Annotated in this window: 26 protein-coding genes and 1 tRNA gene; 19 read left to right on the plus strand and 8 right to left on the minus strand. The window is 49.9% G+C overall.

Going from position 1 to position 25,073, the window contains the following annotated elements; translation table 11 throughout:
• Window positions 1-14: 14 nt before the first annotated feature.
• Window positions 15-1,466, minus strand: a complete 1,452-nt coding sequence (locus ING2E5A_RS14105) for an IPT/TIG domain-containing protein (RefSeq protein ID WP_071137954.1) — start codon at window positions 1,464-1,466, stop codon at window positions 15-17.
• Window positions 1,467-1,712: 246 nt separating this feature from the next.
• A complete protein-coding gene (locus ING2E5A_RS14110) occupies window positions 1,713-3,161 on the minus strand; it encodes an IS4 family transposase (protein WP_083373372.1) in 1,449 nt (482 codons plus the stop codon).
• A 133-nt stretch (window positions 3,162-3,294) separates the two neighbouring features.
• Here ING2E5A_RS14110 and ING2E5A_RS14115 point away from each other — a divergent pair, with 133 nt between their 5' ends.
• Entirely contained in the window at window positions 3,295-3,624 is a 330-nt protein-coding gene (locus ING2E5A_RS14115; protein ID WP_071137955.1) for a helix-turn-helix domain-containing protein, read from the plus strand.
• A gap of 129 nt (window positions 3,625-3,753) precedes the next feature.
• Complete coding sequence (locus ING2E5A_RS14120; RefSeq protein ID WP_143102488.1) at window positions 3,754-4,188, plus strand: hypothetical protein; 435 nt, start codon at window positions 3,754-3,756, stop codon at window positions 4,186-4,188.
• A 3-nt stretch (window positions 4,189-4,191) separates the two neighbouring features.
• Here ING2E5A_RS14120 and ING2E5A_RS14125 read toward each other — a convergent pair whose 3' ends face one another.
• From ING2E5A_RS14125 to ING2E5A_RS14135, 3 genes are all read right to left on the minus strand, one after another.
• Window positions 4,192-5,571, minus strand: a complete 1,380-nt coding sequence (locus tag ING2E5A_RS14125) for an MltF family protein (RefSeq protein WP_071137957.1) — start codon at window positions 5,569-5,571, stop codon at window positions 4,192-4,194.
• Window positions 5,572-5,592: 21 nt separating this feature from the next.
• A complete protein-coding gene (locus ING2E5A_RS14130) occupies window positions 5,593-6,528 on the minus strand; it encodes a calcium/sodium antiporter (protein ID WP_071137958.1) in 936 nt (311 codons plus the stop codon).
• A 111-nt stretch (window positions 6,529-6,639) separates the two neighbouring features.
• Complete coding sequence (locus ING2E5A_RS14135) at window positions 6,640-7,158, minus strand: RNA polymerase sigma factor (RefSeq protein WP_071137959.1); 519 nt, start codon at window positions 7,156-7,158, stop codon at window positions 6,640-6,642.
• A gap of 350 nt (window positions 7,159-7,508) precedes the next feature.
• Here ING2E5A_RS14135 and htpG point away from each other — a divergent pair, with 350 nt between their 5' ends.
• Window positions 7,509-9,398: a molecular chaperone HtpG gene (gene htpG, locus ING2E5A_RS14140; protein ID WP_071137960.1), complete on the plus strand. Its 1,890-nt coding sequence runs from the start codon at window positions 7,509-7,511 to the stop codon at window positions 9,396-9,398.
• Window positions 9,399-9,448: 50 nt separating this feature from the next.
• Entirely contained in the window at window positions 9,449-10,402 is a 954-nt protein-coding gene (gene coaA, locus ING2E5A_RS14145; RefSeq protein WP_071137961.1) for a type I pantothenate kinase, read from the plus strand.
• Here the strand turns inward: coaA and ING2E5A_RS14150 are convergent, their stop codons facing one another.
• The 3 genes from ING2E5A_RS14150 to ING2E5A_RS14160 all read right to left on the minus strand — a co-directional run bounded on the left by ING2E5A_RS14150 (window position 10,403) and on the right by ING2E5A_RS14160 (window position 12,592).
• Entirely contained in the window at window positions 10,403-10,798 is a 396-nt protein-coding gene (locus ING2E5A_RS14150; protein WP_071137962.1) for an HIT family protein, read from the minus strand. It abuts the gene before it with no gap.
• A gap of 4 nt (window positions 10,799-10,802) precedes the next feature.
• Window positions 10,803-11,273: a transcription elongation factor GreA gene (greA, locus tag ING2E5A_RS14155; RefSeq protein WP_071137963.1), complete on the minus strand. Its 471-nt coding sequence runs from the start codon at window positions 11,271-11,273 to the stop codon at window positions 10,803-10,805.
• Window positions 11,274-11,434: 161 nt separating this feature from the next.
• A complete protein-coding gene (locus ING2E5A_RS14160; RefSeq protein WP_071137964.1) occupies window positions 11,435-12,592 on the minus strand; it encodes a TlpA disulfide reductase family protein in 1,158 nt (385 codons plus the stop codon).
• A gap of 187 nt (window positions 12,593-12,779) precedes the next feature.
• Here ING2E5A_RS14160 and hpt point away from each other — a divergent pair, with 187 nt between their 5' ends.
• The 15 genes from hpt to pepT all read left to right on the plus strand — a co-directional run bounded on the left by hpt (window position 12,780) and on the right by pepT (window position 25,072).
• Window positions 12,780-13,319: a hypoxanthine phosphoribosyltransferase gene (gene hpt, locus ING2E5A_RS14165; RefSeq protein ID WP_071137965.1), complete on the plus strand. Its 540-nt coding sequence runs from the start codon at window positions 12,780-12,782 to the stop codon at window positions 13,317-13,319.
• A gap of 377 nt (window positions 13,320-13,696) precedes the next feature.
• Window positions 13,697-14,392: an energy transducer TonB gene (locus ING2E5A_RS14170; protein ID WP_071137966.1), complete on the plus strand. Its 696-nt coding sequence runs from the start codon at window positions 13,697-13,699 to the stop codon at window positions 14,390-14,392.
• 91 nt (window positions 14,393-14,483) lie between these two features.
• On the plus strand, window positions 14,484-15,461 hold the full coding sequence (locus ING2E5A_RS14175) for a polyprenyl synthetase family protein (protein ID WP_071137967.1): 978 nt from the start codon (window positions 14,484-14,486) through the stop codon (window positions 15,459-15,461).
• A 9-nt stretch (window positions 15,462-15,470) separates the two neighbouring features.
• Window positions 15,471-16,166, plus strand: a complete 696-nt coding sequence (locus ING2E5A_RS14180) for a hypothetical protein (RefSeq protein WP_071137968.1) — start codon at window positions 15,471-15,473, stop codon at window positions 16,164-16,166.
• Window positions 16,163-16,945, plus strand: a complete 783-nt coding sequence (locus tag ING2E5A_RS14185) for a TatD family hydrolase (RefSeq protein WP_071137969.1) — start codon at window positions 16,163-16,165, stop codon at window positions 16,943-16,945. The genes ING2E5A_RS14180 and ING2E5A_RS14185 overlap by 4 nt, the downstream gene beginning before the upstream one ends.
• A 158-nt stretch (window positions 16,946-17,103) precedes the next feature.
• Window positions 17,104-17,191 (plus strand) — tRNA-Ser (locus ING2E5A_RS14190).
• 112 nt (window positions 17,192-17,303) lie between these two features.
• Window positions 17,304-18,092 carry a MotA/TolQ/ExbB proton channel family protein gene (locus ING2E5A_RS14195; protein WP_071137970.1) on the plus strand — a complete coding sequence of 263 codons (789 nt, stop codon included), beginning with the start codon at window positions 17,304-17,306 and terminating at the stop codon, window positions 18,090-18,092.
• Between the two features lie 5 nt (window positions 18,093-18,097).
• Window positions 18,098-18,577, plus strand: coding sequence for a hypothetical protein (locus ING2E5A_RS14200; protein WP_071137971.1), 480 nt, complete (start codon window positions 18,098-18,100; stop codon window positions 18,575-18,577).
• 54 nt (window positions 18,578-18,631) lie between these two features.
• Window positions 18,632-19,267: a biopolymer transporter ExbD gene (locus tag ING2E5A_RS14205; protein ID WP_071137972.1), complete on the plus strand. Its 636-nt coding sequence runs from the start codon at window positions 18,632-18,634 to the stop codon at window positions 19,265-19,267.
• Between the two features lies 1 nt (window position 19,268).
• Window positions 19,269-19,727 (plus strand): ExbD/TolR family protein, encoded by a 459-nt coding sequence (locus tag ING2E5A_RS14210; RefSeq protein ID WP_071137973.1) that lies wholly within the window; start codon window positions 19,269-19,271, stop codon window positions 19,725-19,727.
• Between the two features lie 257 nt (window positions 19,728-19,984).
• Window positions 19,985-20,953, plus strand: coding sequence for an IS110 family RNA-guided transposase (locus tag ING2E5A_RS14215; protein ID WP_071136849.1), 969 nt, complete (start codon window positions 19,985-19,987; stop codon window positions 20,951-20,953).
• 95 nt (window positions 20,954-21,048) lie between these two features.
• Window positions 21,049-21,246, plus strand: coding sequence for a hypothetical protein (locus tag ING2E5A_RS15420; protein ID WP_092034235.1), 198 nt, complete (start codon window positions 21,049-21,051; stop codon window positions 21,244-21,246).
• A 394-nt stretch (window positions 21,247-21,640) separates the two neighbouring features.
• Complete coding sequence (locus ING2E5A_RS14225) at window positions 21,641-22,903, plus strand: IS110 family RNA-guided transposase (RefSeq protein ID WP_071137975.1); 1,263 nt, start codon at window positions 21,641-21,643, stop codon at window positions 22,901-22,903.
• Between the two features lie 302 nt (window positions 22,904-23,205).
• A complete protein-coding gene (locus ING2E5A_RS14230; RefSeq protein ID WP_092032399.1) occupies window positions 23,206-23,622 on the plus strand; it encodes a DoxX family protein in 417 nt (138 codons plus the stop codon).
• A 226-nt stretch (window positions 23,623-23,848) separates the two neighbouring features.
• Window positions 23,849-25,072 carry a peptidase T gene (pepT, locus tag ING2E5A_RS14235; RefSeq protein WP_071137977.1) on the plus strand — a complete coding sequence of 408 codons (1,224 nt, stop codon included), beginning with the start codon at window positions 23,849-23,851 and terminating at the stop codon, window positions 25,070-25,072.
• The last annotated feature ends 1 nt before the right edge of the window (window position 25,073 follow it).

The raw sequence follows: 25,073 nt of genomic DNA on the forward strand, positions 1-25,073 counted from the left end.
CAATTAATTGTCAGTTATTCTACCGAGATGGTCCTGATTCGCTTGTTGCTGCGATCGGCCACGTAGAAGACCTCTTCCTCTTCATCGTAGCAGATACCTGTTGGATCCCAAAAACGGGCCGTGGCACGGGCATCACCGTCGATCCAGCCCTCCACCTTACCGTCGATCCCGACGCTGCCCCTACCGGCAAACGTGCTCACCTCGCCATCGGGTGTAATTTTCCGGATGGCATGGTTGTAGTGATCGCAGACATAGAAATCGTAGACATCCTCCTTGCCCTGGGCCACATACTCCTTGTTCTTCACGAAGACGCCCTGACGGGGACGGTTGAAACGGGCGGATGTACCCGGCGCGTCCACATAGCCAGACCCGCCGCCGATATCACCCACATGGAGTACCGACGACACCAGCTCCTTCTTCTCCCTGTCATAGGCACAACGGTAGATGCCGTTGAAACCGGTCATGTAGACATAGAGGTCCTCGGGGTGACGGAACATGAAGACATGGTCGTTGGAGTTGCTTTTGACGCTGAAGAGCGCCTTCCCGTCCCACATCCCGCTGGGAGCATCATAGATCTGACGGGCCTTGTAGACCATCGAGGTCTCCCAGGTGTTGTAGAAGATGGTGCCATCCTGCATGGAGACGGCCGAATAGGAACATTGACCGTAGAGATAGGGATAGACCTTGCGGAAACCTTCGCTGCGCAGGGCATAGAACATATTGGGCATCTGATGGCGGTCGTTCCAGTTGCCACGGCCGTTGTCATCCACCAGGAAGAGGGTGTCGCGCGTGGGGGTGTCGAACAGCATCGACTTCACCTGATGCACACCTGCCTGACCTTTCATGAAGACGGTAGAGACTTCGCGGGTAGTGAGGTTGATCTTCCGCAACGCTGCCAGGTTCTCCTCATCGATACAGTAGATGATCTTGTTGCCCTCCTCGTCGACATCGAACTCCAGCCACCAGGGGTTCTGGAACTCGGCCTCCTCGAAGGTGCCGTTGACAATGCTCGACGAGTTGGTCTGCGGATCTATCTTACCGGTGAGGGTGTTGACCTGCAGTGCCGAGTTGAGGGTGAATTTCTCATCAAATGTATACTCCTTCTGGAGTCTGCCAGACTGGTCCATGATCCGGACCATCACATCGCCACGTTCGGAACGGCGGGGAACCATCGCACAGATTCTGGTACCCGACGAACCGATCACGGGAGCAGGCACGCCACCGATAATCACTTCAATCTTCGAAATGTCGGTGCCGAAATTGCTCCCTTCACAAAAGATCAAGGTGCGCACACTTCCCTTCTTCGGGAAGAAATCGGTGAATGTTATCGGTTTGGAGGGGTCGGTTGCTTCAACCTTTTTCGGACCCTCATAACCGCCCTCGTCACTGCATCCGATGATTGCCACGGACACAATTAGGCTGAGGAGCAACATTCGGACAAAACAATAGGTGCTTTCTCTGAACATTTTACTAATAATTAGGTTAATAAAATAAAAATTTGGATCGTGTCTCTAATATTATAACTATCTGTCTAAACACCCGGCTACAAAAAGCTCTGGCGTCTTTCACAGCGTGCAGTTATTTCAATACAGTTTGCAAATTTAGCAAATTTTACGTGTGATGCAAACACTTTTTGCATAATTTACAAAATGGATGCATTGTCAATTACCCATTATCACTCTACTATTATGTTATTCAAGTTTCGCAAGTTGCTAACTTGCCGGTTTTAGTTCATAAAAGTTGATAAAGTGAGCCAGATTATCCGATTTGTTAATGATTGCATCGAAGATCTCTTCCTCTTCAATGGAGAAGATCCCGGTCATGATTTTCACCATTTCAAGGATAATGCCCCATATCCTCTCCGTTACGGAGAGCTCCATGCCAGAGTGTTGCACATCCCTGAAGATTCCGCCAATGGTCTCATAACTGGTGAACCTTTTGGCCAGGGAAAGCAAATTGTATTGCAATGCCGTGATCGTGGTTGCGGCAAGCTGCGCCGCGAAGTTCCGGGATTGACACTTGCCCATACCCAGCAACCCCTTGGTTTCCTTGAAGAAGACCTCGAGGGACCAACGCATGGCATAAATCCGATAGGCTTCCAGGAACTCCAGGGAGAGGTTGGTCGTCATTATTCCATTCCAGGACTCCTTTTTTCTCTTCACAAAATAGAGACGTACATCTGTGCCTGCAAAGCGAACGTCAGCGGTAATATACTGACAACCAAGCTTGCGGCTCCTTCTGGCTTCACCCCTGGCTTCAAGCAGATTGATCAGTGCCCGGGCGGTGAGTTCCTTCCCTTCAAAACCGTACCTGGTAACTCCCTTCTTCCCGATCTTGATCATACCCAGGTAATGGCACTTGATGTGCCGGGCACGTATGAAGCGAATCACCTCCGAGCAGGTGAACCAGCTGTCGGCAAGCAGGTAGTCAAAGCGGATGCCCTTGTTAATGGCTCGCTTTATCATGGTTATCATCAACTGGATCTTGCTCTCCCCGTACTCTTTTGCCCGCGTTACAACGGGGGACGCTTCATCTCTATCCTTGGTAAACCGCGATTCGAGCTCCTTGTCGCTCATGCTGAAGTTGTTCTTCCTGCCCTTCTCCCCGAGGATGGCGAAGTCGAGGATGAACTGGCTCTTGCCATCCGTGATGCCCAGAAAGAGAGATTTGAAACCAAGGATCGTCTTGTGTCCCAGGTGGGAATAGACCCTACCGATGTTTTCAATACGCCTTCCCGTTTTGGGAAAGTCGGTATCGTCCACCATCAGGCAAACAGTTTGATGCTTGTGGTCACTTCTCACGCGAACCTTGTTCCATATTTGAATGGTGAAGTGGTAGAGTATCTTGCGCCAATCATAAATTTCGTTGTTTACGAAACGGTAGAAAACATCCTTTTCGCAGCCAAAGAAGCCGCTTAGGGATGATCGACAATAATTGTAAGGATTCTTGATCATGAAACAGGGGAACATAATCAGCAACTCGAGCACCTGCAGCAGGGAATACTTGCTGTTGCATTTGCTCCTGCTCCCGAAGAGGACCTTCTCCGACATGTTGAAACCTTTTAGCATATCCGTCAGGGTAAAAAGGGCACTGTTTGAATCATCTTTCTTGAAAAAAACGCTGATTTCTGATAAAATGGAGTTACTTTTGTATATCGGCATAGGGCTGTTAGTATTTTTGGTTTTGACGCTTAAATATACTAATAATCTGTGAATTACAGAAGCATCTATGCCGTTTTTTTATGCGATTATTTTTACTGAATTTTTACTTGCGAAACTTGAATTATGTTATTTCATGGATTATAGTGAAGAGAAAATTACTGCCAACATTGTTCAGCTGCGCAAACTGAAACAACTCTCCCAATCGGCGGTAGCCAACATCCTCCAGGTGGATGTGGCAACCATCAGCCGGATAGAGCGGGGAAAAATCGCACTCACCTACCACGCTCTTGCAGATATTGCAAATATGTTCGGCATGTCGGTAATCGACCTGATTACCTACCCCGAGGTATACTCGCGGGTGAATCAGCCCTGGGTCAAGGTCAGGGTGGAGCTGGAGCTCACTACCGAAGAGTGGGAAAAGTTTGGAATGAAGGATAAGGTGAAGAACCTTCTCGAACAGTAGCGACAGGACCAGGAGGAAGATCTATCTGTCACACTGTATTTTATTTGAAAAAAAATGGCAATTTGATGCTTGTTTTGTTATAAAATTGATACCTTTGCGGTAAGAATCTACAACCTCAAAAGAAGTATCATGAAAAAGAGATACGAATCGATTTTACCGCTTATCTTTGTGGCAATGTGTGCAATCTGCCTGATCGGCTGTAGCCGGGAGAAGGAGGAGGAGGGACTGGGCGGCTCCCGCCCCAACTACAACATGCTGTCTGACCTGTCGCAACCCGATGCCATGCTCTATACCACCGAATGGCAATGGCCCTACCCAAATTCTGAGGTGTATACCCTCATTTTCGACAGGACGGAGTGTACCTTCACCGACAGGAATAGTGGGACGAACGCGACCTATTCCTACAGCTTCAACTTTCCTGCCATTATCCTGACGCCGGTAAGCGAGGGGGGTGAGGTGATCACCGGAACCATCACCGGCGGTACCGCTACCCGGGCAGACAAGGTGAACTTCAAGAACGCCAAGGGTGAGCAGGTGTGGAAAGAGATGACCCGGAGAAAGTGACCATCACTTCACCCTCTCCCGATAAGCCTGCCAGAGCGTGACCACGTCGTGCACGTAGTTCACAGTCTCGTCGCCCCTGAAATAGCCAGCCTTGCAGACGGGATCGTTGTAGTACTGCTCCAGCCGCTTCAGCTGGATAAACCGCTCCACATTCCCGTCCCATACATCTTTATTGGCGCCATACTTCTCCGCCAGCGCGCGGGCATCGCCTACATGCCCCATCCCTCCGTTGTAGGATGCCAGCGCCAGCTTCACCTGCTCCATCTCGTTCCCGACGGAGGCAAAGGTGTCGATCAGCCGTTTCAGGTATTGAGCCCCCGCACGGATATTCTTCTCCGGCAGAAAGAGGTCGGTGCCCGACAGACCCAGCGATGCGGCGGTGGCAGGCATCAGTCCCATCAATCCGCCGGCACCGGCCCACGACCTCCCGTCGGGGTCGAAGGTCGACTCATGGAAGGCGACCGAGGCGAGCAGCCGCCAGTCGACTCCAAACTGCTTCCCGTACTCCTTGAAGTAGCTATCCCAGGGAGAGAGCTGTCCGGGAGCGAACATCGCGATAAAGGTGGAGGCATTTTCGGCGTGAAAACCCTTGGCCTCCTCGAAATAGCGCTTGGTCAGCCGCAGGTAGTGGGGTGCCCGGTTGACCCGAGCGAACCAGGCATTCAGCGAGTCGGCAAGAACAGGTGTCTCTCTCCGTACCGCCCAGGAGGTGCGCTGATCGAAACTGACCACCAGTCCCACATCGATGTTCCGGAAATAGGTATGGTTGAGCCGGGCCACCTGGCCGTTGGCCACGGTGTAGCGGATCTCACCGCGGGAGACCATGCGGATCAGGTCCTCCTCCACCAGCGTGTCGCCGTCGAGATACCGCAAACGCAATCCCCCGCCCAGCTCCCGGTTCAGGTTGTTCATCCGCTGCTCGTACTTGGAGCCGCGCAGCACGTAGATATCCTTGCCGATCAGCTCCGTCACGTCGCGAAGCAACGTATCACCCCGTTCGGCCCGTTGCACCAGCACCTGGTGGGAGACATCCGACGGCCCGCAATAGAGCAGCTGCTCCTTGAGCGCACTCTCCACCGGCACGTTGTAGGCAATCAGATCGCCCCGGTTGCTACGGAGCATGTCGACCAGCGATGAGACATTCCGGGCCACGACTACCTGCAGCTCCAACCCATGCTCGTCGCTGAACTCCCTGATCATGTCGTAGTGGTAACCCATCTCCTGATCGCGGTAGATAAAATAGGAGGTGGAGGTGTTGAGCGTGATCACCGTGAGTGTATCTCTCTCGAGGATCTGAGGAAAATCGTACATGGTGCTCCGGGAACAGGCACAGGTGATGAGGATCAGCTGGGCGATCAAGAGTTGCCGGCAAAGTTTGAACATGGTTGTCACTGGTATTAAACGTTACAATGCCGAGAATTTGATGAAGAAATAGATCAGGTAGATGACCAGGAAGATTACTCCCTGCCAACGTCTGATCCGGGTGCCGATCTTCATGAAAAACCAGAGCAGAAGGCTGATCCCGACGACAAAGAGACTGTCTGCCAGATTGATATCCGGAGTATCTATCGGATGGATCAGGCCGGCAACACCCAGGATCAGGAGCAGGTTGAAGATATTGGAGCCCACCACATTTCCGATCGCAATATCTGAACGTTTCTTCAGGGCGGCCACCACCGACGTGGCCAGCTCGGGCATGCTGGTGCCGGCAGCGACAATGGTCAGCCCGATCAAGGCTTCCGACATGCCTAATTTCTGGGCGATGACAATGGCATTGTCCACCAACAGGTTTGAACCGTAAACCAGTCCCACAAGACCCACCCCAATCAACAGCACGTCGATCGCCCAATGCTTGTATTGCTTGATGACTTCGTCGCCCTCGCCGGCCCGGTGTTTGTTTTTCAGCGAAGTGACAAAAAGATAGGCCATGTAGGCCAAAAAGAGGAACACGAAGATCAAGGCTTCGGGATAGGAAATTTTTCCGTCGAGGAACAACACGAAGAACAGTACCGCCGTGAGCACCATCACCGGAGCGTCGAACTTTAACAGCTGCCTCTTGATGGCCAGCGGATAGATGAGCGCCGAAATGCCCAAAATGACTCCGACGTTAAACAGGTTGGAGCCCAGGACATTTCCAATCGACAAGGCGCTCTGCCCGTTCATCGCGGCTTTTACGCTAACCACAAGCTCGGGAGCGCTCGTCCCCATGGAAACAATGGTCAGCCCGATGATCAGGGGGGAGACTCCCAGCCTCGCGGCAAACGAGGAGGCACCGGAGACTAGCCATTCGGCACCGAAATAGAGTATGACGAGTGAAACCAATAACCAAACAACTTCCATCTACTGTTCTTTTAGGGTGTAGCGGCATAAGCCTCCAGATTCTTAATAACAATAAAAAACCTCTTTGGTTCAATCGGCCAAAGAGGTTTTCAGTTAAGGTTTTATAGAGGTTTATTCGGTGTAGTACCTGAAATCTTTCAGCATCTCCTGCAAACGTTTACGGGCAAAAAAGATGCGGCTTTTTACCGTTCCGATGGGCAGACCCAACTGTTGGGCGATCTCCTCATACTTATATCCTGAAACATGCATCGAGAAAGGCACCTTGTACTCATCGGTAAAACTGGCAATCGCCTTGTTGATCTCCTTGATGGTGTAGGCACCGTCGGGAGTGTTGAAACCGGAGTCTTGCGGCAGGTTCAGGTGATAGAGGTTCTCCGTCTTGTCGATGATGGTCTGGCTCCTGACAATTTTGCGGTAATTGTTTACAAATATATTGTGCATGATGGTGAAAACCCATCCCTTGAAATTGACATTCTCATAATATTTCTCCCGGTTATCCAAAACTCGGAGGGTTGTTTCCTGCAAAAGATCTTTTGCATCCTCACGATCTGCTGTCAACGTCAGTGCGAAGTTAAACATATTGTCTTGCAAACCGAGCAATCTGTTTTCGAAAGAGCTTTTTGTCTTCATCGCGTAATTTTTTGATAGTGTTGTTTTGCAAATATAAGAACATAATCCACGCACCGAACATTTTTTCAGTTCAAAAACAATTAATTAGTGTTAATGGATATTTTATCTATATATTACTCATTGATAACTAGTATTTTAAATCGGTAAAAAATGTCCATTTTTTCCACATATGGTCAATAAATAGTATTTATAGGACAATTTGGGTAATTTAGAAAGGCTATAATTATGGCCCGTTTCGATTTTAAAACAGGTCTAAATAAAGCGGTTTGAGACAAAAAACCGCCCCCCTTTTATGGCATACTATTTGCAGACAGGATGGGAGAAAGATAAAATTAACACCATATATAATTATGATAAAAGAAGGACAAATTGGGGTATCAACCGGAAATATTTTCCCCATCATCAAGAAATTTCTCTACAGCGATCATGAAATTTTTCTACGCGAAGTGATCTCGAACGCGGTGGATGCAACGCAGAAACTGAAGACATTGTCGGATGTAGGCGAGTTCAAGGGAGAACAGGGCGACCTCTCGGTACGGGTCTCGGTGGACAAGGAGGCCAGGACGTTAACCGTCTCCGACCGAGGCATCGGCATGACTGCCGAAGAGGTGGAGAACTATATCAACCAGATAGCCCTCTCCTCTGCAAACGATTTTCTCGACAAGTACAAGGAGAGTGCCAACGCCATCATCGGCCACTTCGGCCTCGGTTTCTACTCCACCTTCATGGTGGCCAGCAAGGTGGAGATCATCACCAAATCCTACAAGGATGAGCCGGCCGTGAAGTGGTCGTGCAACGGCGACCCTGCCTATACGATGGAGGAGTGCGACAAGAGCGACCGCGGTACCGACATCATCCTCCATATCGACGAGGAGAACGGGGAGTTCCTGGAGAAGGGGAAGATCGAGTCGCTGCTGGAGAAGTACTGCAAGTTCCTGCCGGTGCCCATCGTCTTCGGGAAGAAGCAGGAGTGGAAGGATGGAAAGTATGTCGATACCGACGAGGATAAGGTGGTCAACGACGTGAATCCGCTCTGGAAGCAGAAGCCTGCGGGACTGAAGGATGAGGATTACCAGGCGTTCTACCGCAAGCTCTATCCGATGAGCCTCGACGAACCGCTCTTCTGGATCCACCTCAATGTGGATTATCCGTTCAACCTCACCGGGATCCTCTACTTCCCCAGGATCAAGAACAATATCGAACTGCAACGCAACAAGATACAGCTTTACTGCAACCAGGTTTTCGTGACCGACTCGGTGGAGGGGATCGTGCCGGAGTTCCTGACGCTGCTGCACGGCGTGATCGATTCGCCCGACATTCCGCTCAACGTGTCGCGCTCCTACCTGCAGAGCGACAGCAACGTGAAGAAGATCTCCAACCACATCACCAAGAAGGTGGCCGACAAGCTGGAGGAGATCTTCAAGAAGGAGCGCACCCAGTTTGAAGAGAAGTGGGATAGCCTGAAGATCTTCGTGGAGTATGGCATGCTCACCGAGGAGCGTTTTTACGACAGGGCGGCCAAGTTCTCGCTGCTCAAGAACATGGAGGATAAATATTTCACCCTGGAGGAGTACAAGAGAGTGATCGAAGGAAGCCAGACCGACAAGCACGGGACCCTGGTATACCTCTACGCCAACAACAAGGAGGAGCAGTACACCTTTATCGACGCCGCAAAAGGGAAAGGGTACGACGTGCTGATGATGGACGGACAGCTGGACGTGCACTGGATGGGACTCCTTGAGCAGAAGCTGGAGAAGACCCGGTTCGTACGGGTGGACAGCGACACGGTGGAGCACCTGATCGAGAAGGAGGAGAAGAGCACGGTGGAGCTGACCGACAAGGAGAAGGAGAACCTGACCGAAGCGGTGAAGTCGTTGGTTCCCCCCATTGCCAAGACGGAGTTCAATGTCGACTTCAAGTCGCTGGGTGAAGCGGGCAGGCCGATCCAGATCACGCAGAACGAGTTCTCCAGGAGAATGAAGGAGATGTCGGCGATGCAGCCGGGGATGGCCTTCTATGGCGAGATGCCCGACATGTACCAGATGGTGGTCAACATGGATCACCCGATGATGCGGCAACTGAAACAGGAGATCGGCGAGAAGTCGAAGGAGGAGGCTGCAGCTTTCGCGGCAGGAGATTCAAAACTGAAACAGGTGGTAGACCTGGCGCTGCTGGCCAACGGCATGCTGAAGGGAGAGGCGCTTAACAACTTCATCAAAAGAAGCGTTGAGCTGCTGTAGTGACTTCGGAAATTCCTTTTATCTTTGCAGGACGATAAAATGGAATTTCTATGATTTTTAAGCCTTACGAAGTGACCTACTCGCCGTTCCGGAGCTTCACTCGACAGGAGTGGAGCATGCTCGAAGATCATCCACAATTTCCGATAGCAGGGATCGACCTGACACGGCTGCAGGCACTCAATGAGCCGCTCACCATGGAGGAGGTGGAGATGATCTACATCCCCCTGATCCGGCTGCTGCAGATCCATATCACCCATTACCGGAACCTGCACCACGAACGGGAGGATTTCTTCAGGAACCCAAGCCAGACCATACCCTATATCATTGGCATAGCAGGAAGCGTGGCAGTGGGCAAGAGCACCACTGCCCGCGTACTGCAGAAACTCCTGTCGATGCTACCCGAAAAACCGAAGGTGGAGCTGATCACTACCGACGGCTTCCTCTATCCGAACGCCGAACTCGAAAGGCGGGGGATCCTGAACAAGAAGGGATTTCCGGAAAGTTATGACGCCAAAAGTCTCCTCGCCTTCCTGGCCGGCGTGAAGTCGGGCAAGGAGCTGCTGGAAGCGCCCGTCTACTCGCACCTCTACTACGACATCATACCCGGCAAGACACAACTGATTACGAAACCCGACATCCTGATCGTGGAGGGGGTCAACGTGCTGCAGGTGTCGCTGGACAGAAAACCCCGCAGAAGGGTCTTTGTCTCCGATTTCTTTGATTTTTCAATTTTTGTGGATGCAGCGGAAAAGGATATCCGCCAATGGTACCTCGAAAGGTTCAAAACATTACAGAAAACCGCATTTACCGACCCCAACTCCTATTTCCATAAATATGCTTCATACAGCGACGAGGAGCTGCTGAGGTTTGCCAATGAGGTGTGGGAGGAGATCAACCTGCCCAACCTGGAGCGGAATATTCTGCCCACCCGGTTCCGGGCCGATCTGATTCTGGAAAAGAGCGAGCACCACTGTGTACGGGGGGTGCGGATCCGGAAGATCTGATTACCGCAGCTGACTGGCGATCTTCCGGGCTATCTCTTCAAACTCCTCTTGGGTGAGCTTGACCCGAGGGTTGGAGAGGTTCATGTCACCCTCCCGCTGAAGGGGTATCAGGTGAATATGCGCGTGGGGCACCTCCATGCCGATGACCATCACGCCCACACGGTTGCATGGAATGGCCGCCTGGATGGCACTCGCCACCTGCTTCGAAAAGAGGATCATACCCGACAGCAGCTCGTCGTCGAGGTCGAAGATGTAGTCGGTCTCCTGCTTCGGGACCACCAACGTATGCCCCTTCGCCATGGGGTTGATGTCGAGAAAGGCAAAGAACCTGTCGTTTTCGGCTATCTTGTACGACGGGATCTCGCCGGCGATGATGCGGCTGAAAATGGTTGCCATAGGATCAGATTGAGATGTCCAACACTTCGAAACTCAATGTGCCCGACGGCACCTGGATATCTACCTTGTCTCCCACCTTCTTCCCCAGCAAACCTTGTGCAATGGGCGTGTTGACGGAGATTTTGCCGCTCTTCAGATCGGCCTCGCTCTCCGACACCAGGGTGTAGGTCATGTCCTTCTTCGTCTTCAGGTTCTTGATGGTCACCTTGTTCATGATCTGGATCTCATCGGTGCTGATGGAGCTCTCGTCGATGATCCGGGCCGACGCGATCAGACTTTTTAGCTGCGCGATCTTTCCTTCAAGTATACCCTGAGCCTCTTTCGCTGCATCGTACTCAGCGTTTTCCGATAAATCGCCCTTGTCGCGGGCTTCAGCAATCTGACGCGAAATCTCCGGCCTCTGCACAGATTCCAGATGTACGAGCTCTTCTTTCAGTTTTCGAAGACCTTCTTCGGTCATATAGGTAATTGTCATAGTAAAAATCTCCTTTTATTCTTTTAATGTTTGACACAGATATAGATTAAAGAAAAAGAATTCCGGCCGCTTCACAGACCGGAATCCCCCTTTTTCAATCTTTTACACTCTCTGCAAAGATATTCTATTCTCTGCAATTAACAAAATATTTCCGCCAAATTTTATAACAGTTTCGCCACTTCACTTGCCAGGGTGGCATAGTTCTCCACACGTGCCACCACATCGCCCTCGCGGTTGAATACGAAAGCGGTAGGTATCTCGCGCACGTTGTAGAGCGAAAGCAGGCTGGAGTAGACGCTTTGCGGGTCGCGTACCGTGATCCAGGGCAGGTTGCTTGCCGCGTTTTTCCAGAAATGCTCGTCCGAATCGAACGATATCTGGTAGATCTCCAGACCCTGTGACCTGTATTTCGTGTAGAGCTTGTTCAGTTCGATGTTGTGTGCCGGCGAGAAATCGGACCGGTAGACGGTGAAGTCGACCACAACCACCTTCCCCTTCTGTGAGGCGAGTGACCTCTTCTCACCGTTGATAGTGGAGAGAACGATATCTGGCAATGCAGATCCGGTAACCACCGAAGCATTCTCCAGCAGGGCGGCCTGCTTCTCCTGCAGCTTCCGCGTCTTCAGGGCATTCATGGTGAAGTCGTAGAGATGTTTTGTACGCTGGGTGCCCGGATAGTAGCGGTCCCACGAGGTTGCCACCGCACCAAACATGGCGTAATCCTGCTTGCTGTAGGGATCAAAGATAAGGTAATTCCTCACCTTCTGAAAGACCGCATAGTAGGCCGCCGCACTTGAGGGGTTACCCAAAATGAGCCTGGAGATCTCCGACTTGTAGCTCTTGAGGATGGTATCGACCTCCTCCAGATAGGTGAGGTCGTCGATCTTCTTGGCCTCGTGCCGCCTCTCCGCATCATCGAGCTTTTCGTTCACGAGACGGGTCTGTTCGTCGATCCGTCTGATCTGGTCGTTCACCGGCGAGTTCTCCACAGTGAAAGTAGCCGCCAGGTCGTTGGCATCGCCCTTTACCTGCAGGGTCTCCAACGAATCGACGGCAAAGAGGGCCACCTGGCTGCCTATCCGCAACTGGTAGAATTCGGGATTTTCGGGAGCCGCCTGCTTGAAGGTGAATGTGCCCTTCCCTTTAAGCGTTACCGAATCGAGCAGTTCAACGCCGCCCAGGCCGCGGTGCTCGAGATAGAGGGTCTGCTCTTCGGCCGAAGAGAACTCCCCTTTTACAATAAACCGCGACTCCCGCTGGCAGGAGTAGTGAAAGGCAACTGTCAACAACAGCGCGGGCAACAAGATATACTTTTTCATATCAACCGGTGCATAAGAATTTTCAGGTCGCAAACTTAACAATTTTTCCGCAATTATCGAAGATTGTTCCCCTTATTCTATGCTTGCGAGCTCATGAAAAGATTGGAGGGTTAAACGAAATCGAACGACTTTTTACATGAATGAAGAAAAAAAAACGCTACTTTTGTGCTTTTAAATTCCTCATCACATGAATGAAATTGTAACCATCAAGGATAAGCAGTTTGAAAAGTTCATCGAATTCGGGCAGATTCAAGCCGCTATCCGCCGGATTGCCGGAGAGATCGACCGCGATCTTCGCGACAAGGATCCGATTTTTATTGCCGTGCTGAACGGCGCCTTTATGTTTGCAGGGGAACTGATGAAAGAGGTCACTGTTCCCTGCGAGATTACATTTGTCCGCCTGGCTTCCTACCAGGGGACAACCACAACCAACAAGGTCCAGGAGGTGCTGGGCCTGAACGAGAGTATCGAAAACCGTACGGTAGTTGTGGTGGAGGACATCGTGGACTCCGGAAACACGATGGTGGCCCTCAAGAAGGAGCTCAACAAATTCAACCCCAAAGAGATAAAAATAGCTACGCTGCTGCTGAAACCGGATGCATTGAAACAGGAGCTGGAGCTGGACTATGTGGCACTGGAGATTCCCAACGATTTCATCGTGGGCTACGGATTGGACTACGACGGTTACGGCCGGAATCTGAAGGATATCTACAAGATCAAGCCCTGAGGAAACCGAAATTCCTGCCTGTAGGATGTCGCCCCTACAAACCGGAAACAGCTTGCTGTTTGCGGAGTGGTTGCTGCGCGCATGTTAAAATTAGACAAAATTAACCGCCTGCCTCTCAATTTCAGCCTATTTAATCAAGTGTAGGATAAAACGGAGGATATTTTGACAATATTTCATTAAAACAATGGCTCCTCTCTGGAGTCAAAGTCGTACATTTGGAGATGGTAGCAGAGGCGATGTAAGGAAATTGACTATTTTTTGAGAAAATTATCGGGCAAACATAACAGTGTAAAAAAAAATGCCTATTTTTGCATCCAGTGTCATGGTTTGCTCAGTCAGTAAAAACACATATATAAAAAAGTAAAAGTAGAATCAAAATGAATGATGAAGTAAAAAAATCACCCAAAGCGAATATTGACGCACTCAAGCTGACTTCCATCCTGATGGGTATGGTGGTAGGCATCTCGGTGCTATTTTTCGCCTTTGAATGGTCTTCCAAAACCAAGAAACTGGACGAGAGCATTATCGTTCAGGATGTTCTGGCCGAGGAAGAGATTGAAATCACTCGTCGCGATCCGGCTCCACCACCACCGCCACCACCACCGGCACCGGAAACTCCGGAAATCATCCAGGTAGTGGAAGAGAAAGTGGAAACAAGAATCGAGATCAACACCGAGGATGATGCGAGCAAGAGACAGATGGAGACCTTTGTTCCACCCCCACCCCCAAAACCTAAAGTTGAAGAGGTTACCGAAGAGATCTTCGTCGTGGTGGAGGAACAACCCGAGTTCCCCGGTGGAAATGCAGCCATGATGAAGTTCCTGAGCGACAACATCAAGTATCCGGTCATTGCACAGGAAAACGGTATCCAGGGACGCGTCATCACCAACTTCGTGGTTGAGAGAGACGGAAGCATCACCGACGTTCAAGTGGTCCGCGGAGTTGACCCGTCGCTCGACAAGGAGGCTGTCCGCGTGATCCAGTCGATGCCGAAATGGAAACCCGGCAAGCAACGTGGTTCTGCCGTACGTGTACGATTCACACTGCCCGTTGTGTTCCGCCTACAGCAATAATAGGCCACACTCCTTTTTTCAGATAACGAAAGCTGCCTTTTGAACAAAGGCAGCTTTTTGTCTAAAGTAGAAATTCAACAACAAGATTACAATGTTACACAGTGCCGAAACATTGAGCAAGAGGATCGACGAAGCGATCCGGCAGATCCCGTTCGACTTGAAACCCGCCACCCTTTTCGATCCCATCCGCTATGCCCTGTCGGTGGGAGGAAAGAGGATACGCCCCTTGCTGGTACTGATGGCCACCGACCTCTTTGGCAAGGAGCTGGAATCCTCACTCGGACCGGCTATCGGGATCGAGATCTTCCATAACTTCACCCTGCTGCACGACGACCTGATGGACAATTCCGACATACGCAGGGGCAAACCCACCGTCCACAGGAAATATGGAACCAACAGCGCCATCCTCTCGGGTGATGCCATGCTGATTGAATCGTACCGCTACATGGCCACCGCACCTCCGGCTATCCTGCCCGAACTGCTGGCACTTTTCACAAAAACGGCAATGGAGGTGTGCCAGGGACAACAGCTCGACATGGACTTCGAAAAACGGTCTGACGTCACCGAATCGGAGTACCTGGAGATGATCAGATTGAAGACTGCCGTCCTGCTGGGCTGCGCGCTGAAGATGGGCGCCATGATAGGCGGAGCCACATCGCAGGATGCTGAACTGCTCTACGATTTCGGCATCAATATCGGGCTGGCCTTCCAGCTGAAAGATGATCTGCTGGACGTTTATGGTGATCCACGGACTTTCGGCAAGAATATTGGCGGGGATATTGTCTGCAACAAAAAGACCTACCTGCTGATAAAAGCGTTGAAAACCTCCCGAGGCAGCCAGCATGAGGAGTTGCAGAGATGGATTGCCGCCACCCAATTCGACAGGGAGGAAAAGATAGCATCCGTTAAAAATATTTACAATGATTTAAATCTTCGGGACATTTCGGAGAATCTCATCGAAAAATATTATCTTGCGGCATTGGATGCCCTCTCATCGATTCTCATATCTGACGAGAGAAAAAAAGAACTGGTTTCCCTGGCAGAAAACCTGATGTACAGAGTAAAATAAGATCCAGTAATGCCCTATCGCAGATTACCCAATACAGACTTGTCACGGATAAAAGCGTTGAAGACAGCCATTGAGAAGGCTGGCAGTACCGATTTTCAGCACGTCGCCATATCCATGAGAACGTTGTCGCGGGCAAGAAGCGCAGTGAGTAAATTCGAGCGGCTCTGCCTCAAATACCAGCAAACGCTCGACACCCAGGTCAAGGCGAACATCGCCTTTCAGAACAGGGTGAAAAATGCCAGGATGTATATCTCCCACTTTATCCAGGTTCTCTATATGTGTGTGATGCGAGCCGAGATCAAACCGGAACTGCTTGAACTTTACGGGTTGCAGAAGAGGTCGCTGATCCTCCCCGATCTGAGTTCAAACGAGCAGCTGCTGCAATGGGGCCAGCAGATCATTGCGGGTGAGAACCGGAGGATCGCGCAGGGAGGCGTGCCGATCTACAATCCGGGCATCGCCAAGGTGAAGGTGATGTATACCCTGTTCAAGGAGGGCTACCAGACACAACAGCTTCACCAGAAAGCTACAGCGAGAACGTTGAACGAAGTGGCGGTGTACCGGAACGAGGTGGATGCCATTATCCTGGATATCTGGGAAGAGGTGGAGCAGTTCCATGCCGGATTGCCGCCCAACGAACGGTTGCAGAAGAACAGGGAGTACGGATTAATCTACTATTATCGTAAAGGAGAGACCATTGTATGAGCATTGTTGACACGCACGCACACCTCTATCTCGATGCCTTTGAAGATGATCTTGACGAAGTGGTGGCGAGAGCCGGGGCAGTTGGCGTGGAAAAGGTACTGCTGCCCAATATCGACGAAACAACCATACAGCCATTGAGGAGCAGCGTCGACCGTTACCCGTCGTTTTTTCTACCGATGATGGGGCTTCACCCTACAAACGTCGGGGAGGAGTGGGAAGAGCAGCTGGAGATTATCCGGAAAGAGCTGGAGCGTCCGGGTTATGTCGCCATTGGGGAGATAGGTATCGACCTCTATTGGGATAAAAGCACGAAGCAGCGTCAGGTGGCCGCTTTTGAACGTCAACTTGAATGGAGCATCGAAAAAGGGTTACCGGTAGCCATCCATTCCCGGGAGGCGATACCCGAGGTGATCCAGTCGATCAGAAACGTTGGGGAGAGGGAACTTTTCGGCGTTTTCCACAGCTTCGGCGGAACCGTTGCAGAACTGGAGGCGATTCTGGAGCTCGGCAATTTTCTCATCGGCATCAACGGCGTGGTCACCTTCAAGAAATCGGGGTTACCTGAAACATTGAAGGGATGCGGAGTGGAAAAAATCATCCTGGAAACCGATTCACCCTACCTTGCTCCAACGCCTTACCGGGGCAAACGCAACGAACCCTCATATCTGACGGAGGTGATACGGCAACTGGCGGCCATATACGGGAAAGAGGCAGAGGAGATTGCGTCAATCACCAGGGAGAACGCATTCAAGTTGTTTGGCTTGAATTCTTTAAAATAGGGAGGTGTGCCATTTTTTCACAAGAAACGCATTTTTTTGAAATAATTTGCACTAGGAATAGCAATTAATCGATAAATTCTGTAATTTTGCCGGACAAAAGAGGGGCAAGTGATTTTTTTTTTGTAATTTGCGCCCGTTTTATGAAATTGTCTCCCAATGGAGAGATGCTCGAGTGGTTGAAGAGGCACGCCTGGAAAGCGTGTATACGCCAAAAGTGTATCGCGGGTTCGAATCCCGCTCTCTCCGCGTTAACAGTATGGTGAATTACGTATAAGAGTAGATCCCAAACGTTTAAATAATAAAAATAAAGCAATTAAAATCAAATCAAATTCATTAATCCAACAAAATTGAACACACAATGAAAAAGTTATTTGCAATTTTAGCAATCTTCGGCCTTATGTCTGTAGGATTGCCGACAATTCTTTCAGCTCAAGACGCTCCCGCTGAACCGGCAGTAGAAGAAACAGCTCCAGCAGCAGTGACGGTTGCCGAAACTGATGGAGGTGGATTTCACCAGGCACTTAAAACCAAATTTATTGAAGGTGGTGCAGGATTTATGGCCTTGATCGCAATCTGTTTGATTCTGGGTCTCTCGTTTGCTCTGGAAAGAATTATTTACCTCAGTTTGGCAGACGTTAATCCAAAGGCATTGTTGAGTGGGGTTGGTGAAGCTCTCGACAGAGGAGACATCGAAGCTGCAAAAGACATTGCCCGCAACACCCGCGGCCCGATCGCCTCAATTGCATACCAGGGATTGCTCCGTCTGGACCAGGGACCCGATGCAGTAGAACGAGCCATCGTCTCTTACGGAGGTGTGCAGAGTGGATTACTGGAAAAGAATCTCTCCTGGATTACCCTCTTTATCGCCCTTGCTCCCTCGCTTGGATTCTTGGGAACAGTAGTAGGTATGGTTCAGGCTTTCGATGATATCCAACGTGCAGGAGACATGAGCCCGACAATCGTTGCCGGTGGTATGAAGGTTGCTCTTATCACCACTGTAGGAGGTCTTATCGTTGCTCTTATTCTCCAGGTATTCTACAACTACATCCTTTCTAAACTGGAAGGCATACTCAACAAAATGGAGGATGCTTCCATCACCCTGCTCGACCAGGTAGTAAAATACAACGTTAAATATAAAAAATTATAATTGACATGGCTGTAACTAAAATACGGAGAACCTCCAGTTTAGCCTTCCTCGCTACCATTATCGTTACGTTGGTAGTATTGGGGTTATTCCTGTTTGGAGGTCAGGTAGCGCCAGAACAGAAGATCGTCGCCGACATGTCCCAGCCGGCATTTACCGATATAATGTTGTATTGGGCATACTTCCTGTTGGCGGTAACTGTTGTGGTCCTGATCCTGTTTGCCATATTTGGATTTTTCAGGAGCCTCAAGACAAACCCCAAAAGTGCACTGGGTAGATTATTGGTACTAGTAGCAGTAGTTGTTGTTCTGGGAGGATCATATGCTCTCGGAAGCGGAGAACTGTTGAATATTCCGGGTTATGACGGTCCCGACAATAATCCCGCGACACTGAGAATGACCGACATGTGGATCTTCAGCATGTACATCATGCTTGGTCTCAGCATCGTTGCGATTATTGTATCGCCGTTATTAGGAAAAAGAAAGTAACAGTTGGTTTTCCTCACCACAAAATTGCCTGAGGAATAAATAAAGAAAAAATCTATGTCTAAGAAAAAGAGAAAAGTTCCTGCACTGAATGCAAGTTCAATGGCGGACATTTCGTTTCTTTTGCTTACCTTCTTCCTGCTTGTTTCGAGTATGGATACCGACAGCGGGCTGGCAAGACGTTTGCCGCCACCGCCGCAAGATGAAGACCATCAACAGACGGTCGACGTGCAGCGGCGTAACCTGCTGGTGGTTCTGGTGAACTCCAAAGATGAGACGATGGTTACATCGCAGGTTGAGACAGAATGGTATCAAAATGAGAACGAACTGCTCGGCAAGGGGAGTAAAGTAAGTCTGAAGGATAAAGTGAAAGAGTTTGTATTGAATACTAACAATAATCCGTTGTTGCCCGAACTGATGGAGGAGGATTTCGGTGCTCCCATCGGAACAGTACCGGTAACCGGAGACCACGTTATCTCGTTGCAGAACGACGCTACCACCAGCTATAAGACCTATATATCGGTACAGAATGAGCTGGTAAAGGCATACAATGAATTGCGTCAGGAGGCAGCAAGAAAGTATTTCAATATGGACTATGAAAATCTGACCGAAGATCAGAAGAATCAGATAAACAAGTTGTATCCGCAGAGAATTTCTGAGGCCGAACCGAAAAACTTTATGGGAGGGAATTAATATGGGAAAATTTAGTAAAAGCGGCGGGCGTGAAATGCCCGAATTGAACACAGCTTCAATGCCTGACTTGGTATTCGCCATCTTATTCTTCTTCATGGTTACGACCACCATGCGCTCCGAAGAGCTAATGGTAAGACTGAAATTGCCTACTGCCACGGAAATTCAGAAGCTGGAGAAAAAGTCGCTGGTGACCTACATCAATATTGGACCCGCCATGGATCCAAAATATGGTACGGGAACCCAGATGCAGTTGAACGACAAGTTCGCGCAGGTTGAAGATATCCAGGATTACATTGCCCAGGAAAAGTCGAGCCTGAACGAAGCCGATCAACAGTTGATGACGGTATCCATCAAAGCGGACGAAGATACCCGGATGCGCTATATCAGCGATGTGAAGCAAGCACTCCGAAAAGCATATGCGTTGAAGATCAGTTACTCGGCAAGAAAGTCTGAAAACTGATATTGAGGGAGGCTCATCCGATTAAAAAAACCGGTACACACAGGTGTGCCGGTTTTTTTTCTTTAAAAAGCGAGATATCAAAAAAATTTATGAGACAAATATAAACAATTTGCGCAGTTTTGCAGTTTAGGGCATGTATAATCTTTTAGACTAAAGTTTTGTAATATGAAACATCCATGTTGAGAATTTAAAACATCCAAGGGAATGAAAATGGAAGATTTCCGTACATTTGCCGTACTCATTGAACGGAATAATTTATGGAATCACAAGTGTCATTCAACCAGGTCGTCTCCCGGGGATGCGGGATTGACGTCCACAAGAAGATGTTAGTGGCCACCATAAGTGGCGAAGGACTTAATACGGAAACCCGTGAATTCGGGACCGTGACGCGCTCTTTGACAGAATTGAAAGACTGGTTATTGGAAAACAGGGTAACCCACGTTGTAATGGAGAGTACGGGAGTCTACTGGAAGCCTGTCTATCATGTCCTCGAACCCTCGGGATTGACGGTCTGGATAGTCAATGCCCGCCACGTGAAGAACGTCCCGGGGCATAAGACGGACAAGCAGGACAGCAGGTGGCTGTGCAAGTTATTGCTTGCCGGCTTGCTAAAACCCAGTTATATTCCCCCTCGTGAACAACGGGAGTTACGGGATTTGACGCGTTACCGGAGCAAACTGGTACAGGATATCTCCTCGAACAAGAACCGTATCATCCGCATCCTGGAAGACTGCAATGTGAAACTTTCGAGCGTGTTAAGCGATACCTCGGGAGTAACGGCAACCAGACTGATCGACAAGTTGTGTCAGGGGAAAGAAGTTACCATGGGCGATATTGAAGAGGTATACCACAAAAAGATAGAAGCCACCAAAGAGGAGCTTTTTGAAGCCTGTAACGGTTACATCACCGACCACCACATCTACCTGCTGGGCACTATCCGGGGGGACAACCACCACCTGGAGTCTCTCATACGGGATTTGGATGAAAAGATCAAACATGCCCTTGCCCCTTATGAGAATGCCCTGGAACGCCTGCGGGAGATCCCGGGATTGAACCGCAAGAGCGTGGAGGACCTTATCGCCGAGATCGGGCTGGATATGGATGTCTTCCCCAATGAGAATCATCTAAGCAGTTGGGTGGGCGTTTCACCGGGTAACAACGAGAGTGCCGGTAAAAAAAAAACGGACGCACCACCCACGGGAACAAGCAGGCCAAATCCATCCTGAGCCAATCGGCATGGGCGGCGTCGCGGACAAAAGGCACGTTCTACCACGCCCGGTACCATCGCCTGGCAGCCCGCCGCGGCAAGAAAAGGGCCATAGTGGCCGTGGCCCACTCCATCCTCAAGTCGGTGTATCATGTCTTAAAAGACGAAGTCCCTTACAATGAACTGGGAGCCGATTATTTAAACAGCCGGGTGGAAGCAAGGCGCAAAAGGTATCTGAAGGCAGAGTTGGAAAAGATGGGATATTGCGTCGAGCTTGTCCCGCATAATCCCGTCAGTCCTGCCGGAAGTTGAAAGTCTCCAACCCTGACATAAACGGGAAACAAGTACCAAAGGTCGATTTTTACTGGCGTACGGCGCGACAAGGCGTCTAAGTCGAATATGAAACTGACCTCAACAGGTAAGCACCCAAAGTTGTTGCACAAGAGCACGCATATGAAATTTTAAACCCTTCTTACCTGTTTGTCTTTCCGATAACCGGTGCATTTGTCCAAAAGATGAGTGCTGTCTTTTGTTTTGTCAAAACGAAGAAATATAATTTTTAAAATGAATTAAATCATTAATTAATAGATATTTATATATCGAACAATTTACATATGAAACATCCATGTTGAGAATTTAAAACATCCAAGGGAATGAAAATGGAAGATTTCCGTACATTTGCCGTACTCATTGAACGGAATAATTTATGGAATCACAAGTGTCATTCAACCAGGTCGTCTCCCGGGGATGCGGGATTGACGTCCACAAGAAGATGTTAGTGGCCACCATAAGTGGCGAAGGACTTAATACGGAAACCCGTGAATTCGGGACCGTGACGCGCTCTTTGACAGAATTGAAAGACTGGTTATTGGAAAACAGGGTAACCCACGTTGTAATGGAGAGTACGGGAGTCTACTGGAAGCCTGTCTATCATGTCCTCGAACCCTCGGGATTGACGGTCTGGATAGTCAATGCCCGCCACGTGAAGAACGTCCCGGGGCATAAGACGGACAAGCAGGACAGCAGGTGGCTGTGCAAGTTATTGCTTGCCGGCTTGCTAAAACCCAGTTATATTCCCCCTCGTGAACAACGGGAGTTACGGGATTTGACGCGTTACCGGAGCAAACTGGTACAGGATATCTCCTCGAACAAGAACCGTATCATCCGCATCCTGGAAGACTGCAATGTGAAACTTTCGAGCGTGTTAAGCGATACCTCGGGAGTAACGGCAACCAGACTGATCGACAAGTTGTGTCAGGGGAAAGAAGTTACCATGGGCGATATTGAAGAGGTATACCACAAAAAGATAGAAGCCACCAAAGAGGAGCTTTTTGAAGCCTGTAACGGTTACATCACCGACCACCACATCTACCTGCTGGGCACTATCCGGGGGGACAACCACCACCTGGAGTCTCTCATACGGGATTTGGATGAAAAGATCAAACATGCCCTTGCCCCTTATGAGAATGCCCTGGAACGCCTGCGGGAGATCCCGGGATTGAACCGCAAGAGCGTGGAGGACCTTATCGCCGAGATCGGGCTGGATATGGATGTCTTCCCCAATGAGAATCATCTAAGCAGTTGGGTGGGCGTTTCACCGGGTAACAACGAGAGTGCCGGTAAAAAAAAAAACGGACGCACCACCCACGGGAACAAGCAGGCCAAATCCATCCTGAGCCAATCGGCATGGGCGGCGTCGCGGACAAAAGGCACGTTCTACCACGCCCGGTACCATCGCCTGGCAGCCCGCCGCGGCAAGAAAAGGGCCATAGTGGCCGTGGCCCACTCCATCCTCAAGTCGGTGTATCATGTCTTAAAAGACGAAGTCCCTTACAATGAACTGGGAGCCGATTATTTAAACAGCCGGGTGGAAGCAAGGCGCAAAAGGTATCTGAAGGCAGAGTTGGAAAAGATGGGATATTGCGTCGAGCTTGTCCCGCATAATCCCGTCAGTCCTGCCGGAAGTTGAAAGTCTCCAACCCTGACATAAACGGGAAACAAGTACCAAAGGTCGATTTTTACTGGCGTACGGCGCGACAAGGCGTCTAAGTCGAATATGAAACTGACCTCAACAGGTAAGCACCCAAAGTTGTTGCACAAGAGCACGCATATGAAATTTTAAACCCTTCTTACCTGTTTGTCTTTCCGATAACCGGTGCATTTGTCCAAAAGATGAGTGCTGTCTTTTGTTTTGTCAAAACGAAGAAATATAATTTTTAAAATGAATTAAATCATTAATTAATAGATATTTATATATCGAACAATTTACATATGAAAAGAGAGAAAAATTTATTAGATGCAGGTTTGCTCCTGCTTAGGATAGGTATCGGTATTTCGATCTTCTTTCACGGATTGCCCAAGATCATGGCGGGGCCGGAGATGTGGACCGCCATCGGCGGCACGATGTCGAACCTGGGAATCACCTTTGCCCCCACCTTCTGGGGATTCATGGCGGCATTTGCCGAAACGGTAGGCGGAATACTGTTCGCACTGGGACTCTTCTTCCGACCGGCGGCCTTGCTGCTGATCGGAACCATGGTGGTGGCGCTGGTGATGCACTTTTCGCAAGGGGATGATTTCATGAAGTATGGGCATGCACTCGACCTGCTGATCGTCTTCATTGCCGGCCTTGTTACCGGTCCCGGCAACTACTCCTTCGATGCCAAGTTTCTGCCGAAGCTAGCCTGAGGAGTTTTGTCGTGAGACAAAATAAAAAAGGGTAAGCTTACTATATCGCGCCGCTACAACCAATTACCCTTGCTTCGGTCAAGACCTGGGGGATTCATTGGGAGCTGGCCGTATAGGACTTACCCGACTGCAAAGATAACACTTTTTTTTTACCCGCAAAAGGGTAGAATTGATTTTCTGGAATAAAAGCCTTTTGCTATCTTTGCGGCTAATAAAAGAAAAAGGAATGAATATTGTCGAACGATTTTTCAAGTATGTAAAAATTGATACCCAGTCGGACGAGAACAGCTCGCAGACCCCAAGCACACAAAAACAGTTCAACCTGGCAAAAGAGTTGGAGTATGAGATGGTTGAGATGGGGCTGACCGATGTCTCCCTCGACAACAACTGCTACCTGATGGCAACCCTGCCATCCAATACCGACAAGAAGGTACCCACCATAGGATTTATTGCCCACCTGGATACCAGTCCCGACATGAGCGGCGAAAGGGTAAATCCACGTATCGTAAAGAACTACGACGGCAAGCCGATCGTACTCAATGAAGCACAACAGATCATCACCTCGCCCGAAGATTTTCCCGAACTGCTGAAGTTTGTGGGGGACGACCTTATCGTCACCGACGGAACCACCCTGCTCGGGGCGGATGACAAGGCTGGAATCGCCGAGATCATGACCGCCATGGAGTACCTGATCGCACACCCCGAAATCAAACATGGAAAGATCAGGATCGGGTTTACGCCGGACGAGGAGATCGGCCGTGGTGCCGACAAGTTCGATGTGGCCAAGTTCGGTGCGGAGTGGGCCTATACAATGGATGGCAGCGAGATTGGCGAACTGGAGTATGAGAACTTCAACGCTGCCTCGGCAAAGATTACCATCCAGGGAAGAAACGTCCACCCCGGATACGCCAAGAACAAGATGGTCAATGCGCTACATCTGGCCAACGAACTGGTACAGTTGCTCCCGGTAAATGAGCGGCCCGAGTTTACCGAAAAGTATGAAGGGTTTTTCCACCTGATCGCGATCAACGGCACGGTGGACGAGGCGACAGTCTCATTTATCATCCGCGACCACGACAGGGAGCTCTTCGAAGAGCGGAAAAAGATCATGGAGAATGTGGTAGCATTTCTGAACAGCCGGTACAACAACCGCCTGAACCTGGAGCTTCGCGACCAGTACTACAACATGCGTGAAAAGGTGGAACCGGTGAAGCATGTGGTAGATTACGCCTTCCAGGCGATGGAAGAGGCGGGTATCACGCCGATCGTCAAACCAATCCGTGGCGGCACAGACGGGGCCAGACTCTCCTTCATGGGATTGCCCTGTCCGAACATCTTTGCCGGAGGGATGAATTTTCACGGCCGGCACGAGTTTATTCCCGTGAGGGCAATGGAAAAAGCTACCGAAGTGATCGTACGGATTGCCGAACTGGTAGCCCGGAAAGCGTAAA

The sequence above is a fragment of the Petrimonas mucosa genome, assembly GCF_900095795.1.
GTDB classification, from domain to species: domain Bacteria; phylum Bacteroidota; class Bacteroidia; order Bacteroidales; family Dysgonomonadaceae; genus Petrimonas; species Petrimonas mucosa.

Bases quoted from the DNA above. Each gene is read 5' to 3' on its own strand.
- ING2E5A_RS14130 (WP_071137958.1), bottom strand. From the start codon at position 6,528: ATGGAAGTTGTTTGGTTATTGGTTTCACTCGTCATACTCTATTTCGGT.
- ING2E5A_RS14225 (WP_071137975.1), top strand. From the start codon at position 21,641: ATGGAATCACAAGTGTCATTCAACCAGGTCGTCTCCCGGGGATGCGGG.
- coaA (WP_071137961.1), top strand. From the start codon at position 9,449: ATGATTTTTAAGCCTTACGAAGTGACCTACTCGCCGTTCCGGAGCTTC.
- ING2E5A_RS14170 (WP_071137966.1), top strand. From the start codon at position 13,697: ATGAATGATGAAGTAAAAAAATCACCCAAAGCGAATATTGACGCACTC.
- ING2E5A_RS14205 (WP_071137972.1), top strand. From the start codon at position 18,632: ATGTCTAAGAAAAAGAGAAAAGTTCCTGCACTGAATGCAAGTTCAATG.
- ING2E5A_RS14125 (WP_071137957.1), bottom strand. From the start codon at position 5,571: ATGTTCAAACTTTGCCGGCAACTCTTGATCGCCCAGCTGATCCTCATC.
- pepT (WP_071137977.1), top strand. From the start codon at position 23,849: ATGAATATTGTCGAACGATTTTTCAAGTATGTAAAAATTGATACCCAG.
- greA (WP_071137963.1), bottom strand. From the start codon at position 11,273: ATGACAATTACCTATATGACCGAAGAAGGTCTTCGAAAACTGAAAGAA.
- ING2E5A_RS14150 (WP_071137962.1), bottom strand. From the start codon at position 10,798: ATGGCAACCATTTTCAGCCGCATCATCGCCGGCGAGATCCCGTCGTAC.
- ING2E5A_RS14135 (WP_071137959.1), bottom strand. From the start codon at position 7,158: ATGAAGACAAAAAGCTCTTTCGAAAACAGATTGCTCGGTTTGCAAGAC.
- ING2E5A_RS14195 (WP_071137970.1), top strand. From the start codon at position 17,304: ATGAAAAAGTTATTTGCAATTTTAGCAATCTTCGGCCTTATGTCTGTA.
- htpG (WP_071137960.1), top strand. From the start codon at position 7,509: ATGATAAAAGAAGGACAAATTGGGGTATCAACCGGAAATATTTTCCCC.
- ING2E5A_RS14185 (WP_071137969.1), top strand. From the start codon at position 16,163: ATGAGCATTGTTGACACGCACGCACACCTCTATCTCGATGCCTTTGAA.
- ING2E5A_RS14175 (WP_071137967.1), top strand. From the start codon at position 14,484: ATGTTACACAGTGCCGAAACATTGAGCAAGAGGATCGACGAAGCGATC.
- ING2E5A_RS14115 (WP_071137955.1), top strand. From the start codon at position 3,295: ATGGATTATAGTGAAGAGAAAATTACTGCCAACATTGTTCAGCTGCGC.
- hpt (WP_071137965.1), top strand. From the start codon at position 12,780: ATGAATGAAATTGTAACCATCAAGGATAAGCAGTTTGAAAAGTTCATC.
- ING2E5A_RS14120 (WP_143102488.1), top strand. From the start codon at position 3,754: ATGAAAAAGAGATACGAATCGATTTTACCGCTTATCTTTGTGGCAATG.
- ING2E5A_RS14210 (WP_071137973.1), top strand. From the start codon at position 19,269: ATGGGAAAATTTAGTAAAAGCGGCGGGCGTGAAATGCCCGAATTGAAC.
- ING2E5A_RS14200 (WP_071137971.1), top strand. From the start codon at position 18,098: ATGGCTGTAACTAAAATACGGAGAACCTCCAGTTTAGCCTTCCTCGCT.
- ING2E5A_RS14110 (WP_083373372.1), bottom strand. From the start codon at position 3,161: ATGCCGATATACAAAAGTAACTCCATTTTATCAGAAATCAGCGTTTTT.
- ING2E5A_RS14215 (WP_071136849.1), top strand. From the start codon at position 19,985: ATGGAATCACAAGTGTCATTCAACCAGGTCGTCTCCCGGGGATGCGGG.
- ING2E5A_RS14230 (WP_092032399.1), top strand. From the start codon at position 23,206: ATGAAAAGAGAGAAAAATTTATTAGATGCAGGTTTGCTCCTGCTTAGG.
- ING2E5A_RS14160 (WP_071137964.1), bottom strand. From the start codon at position 12,592: ATGAAAAAGTATATCTTGTTGCCCGCGCTGTTGTTGACAGTTGCCTTT.
- ING2E5A_RS14180 (WP_071137968.1), top strand. From the start codon at position 15,471: ATGCCCTATCGCAGATTACCCAATACAGACTTGTCACGGATAAAAGCG.
- ING2E5A_RS14105 (WP_071137954.1), bottom strand. From the start codon at position 1,466: ATGTTCAGAGAAAGCACCTATTGTTTTGTCCGAATGTTGCTCCTCAGC.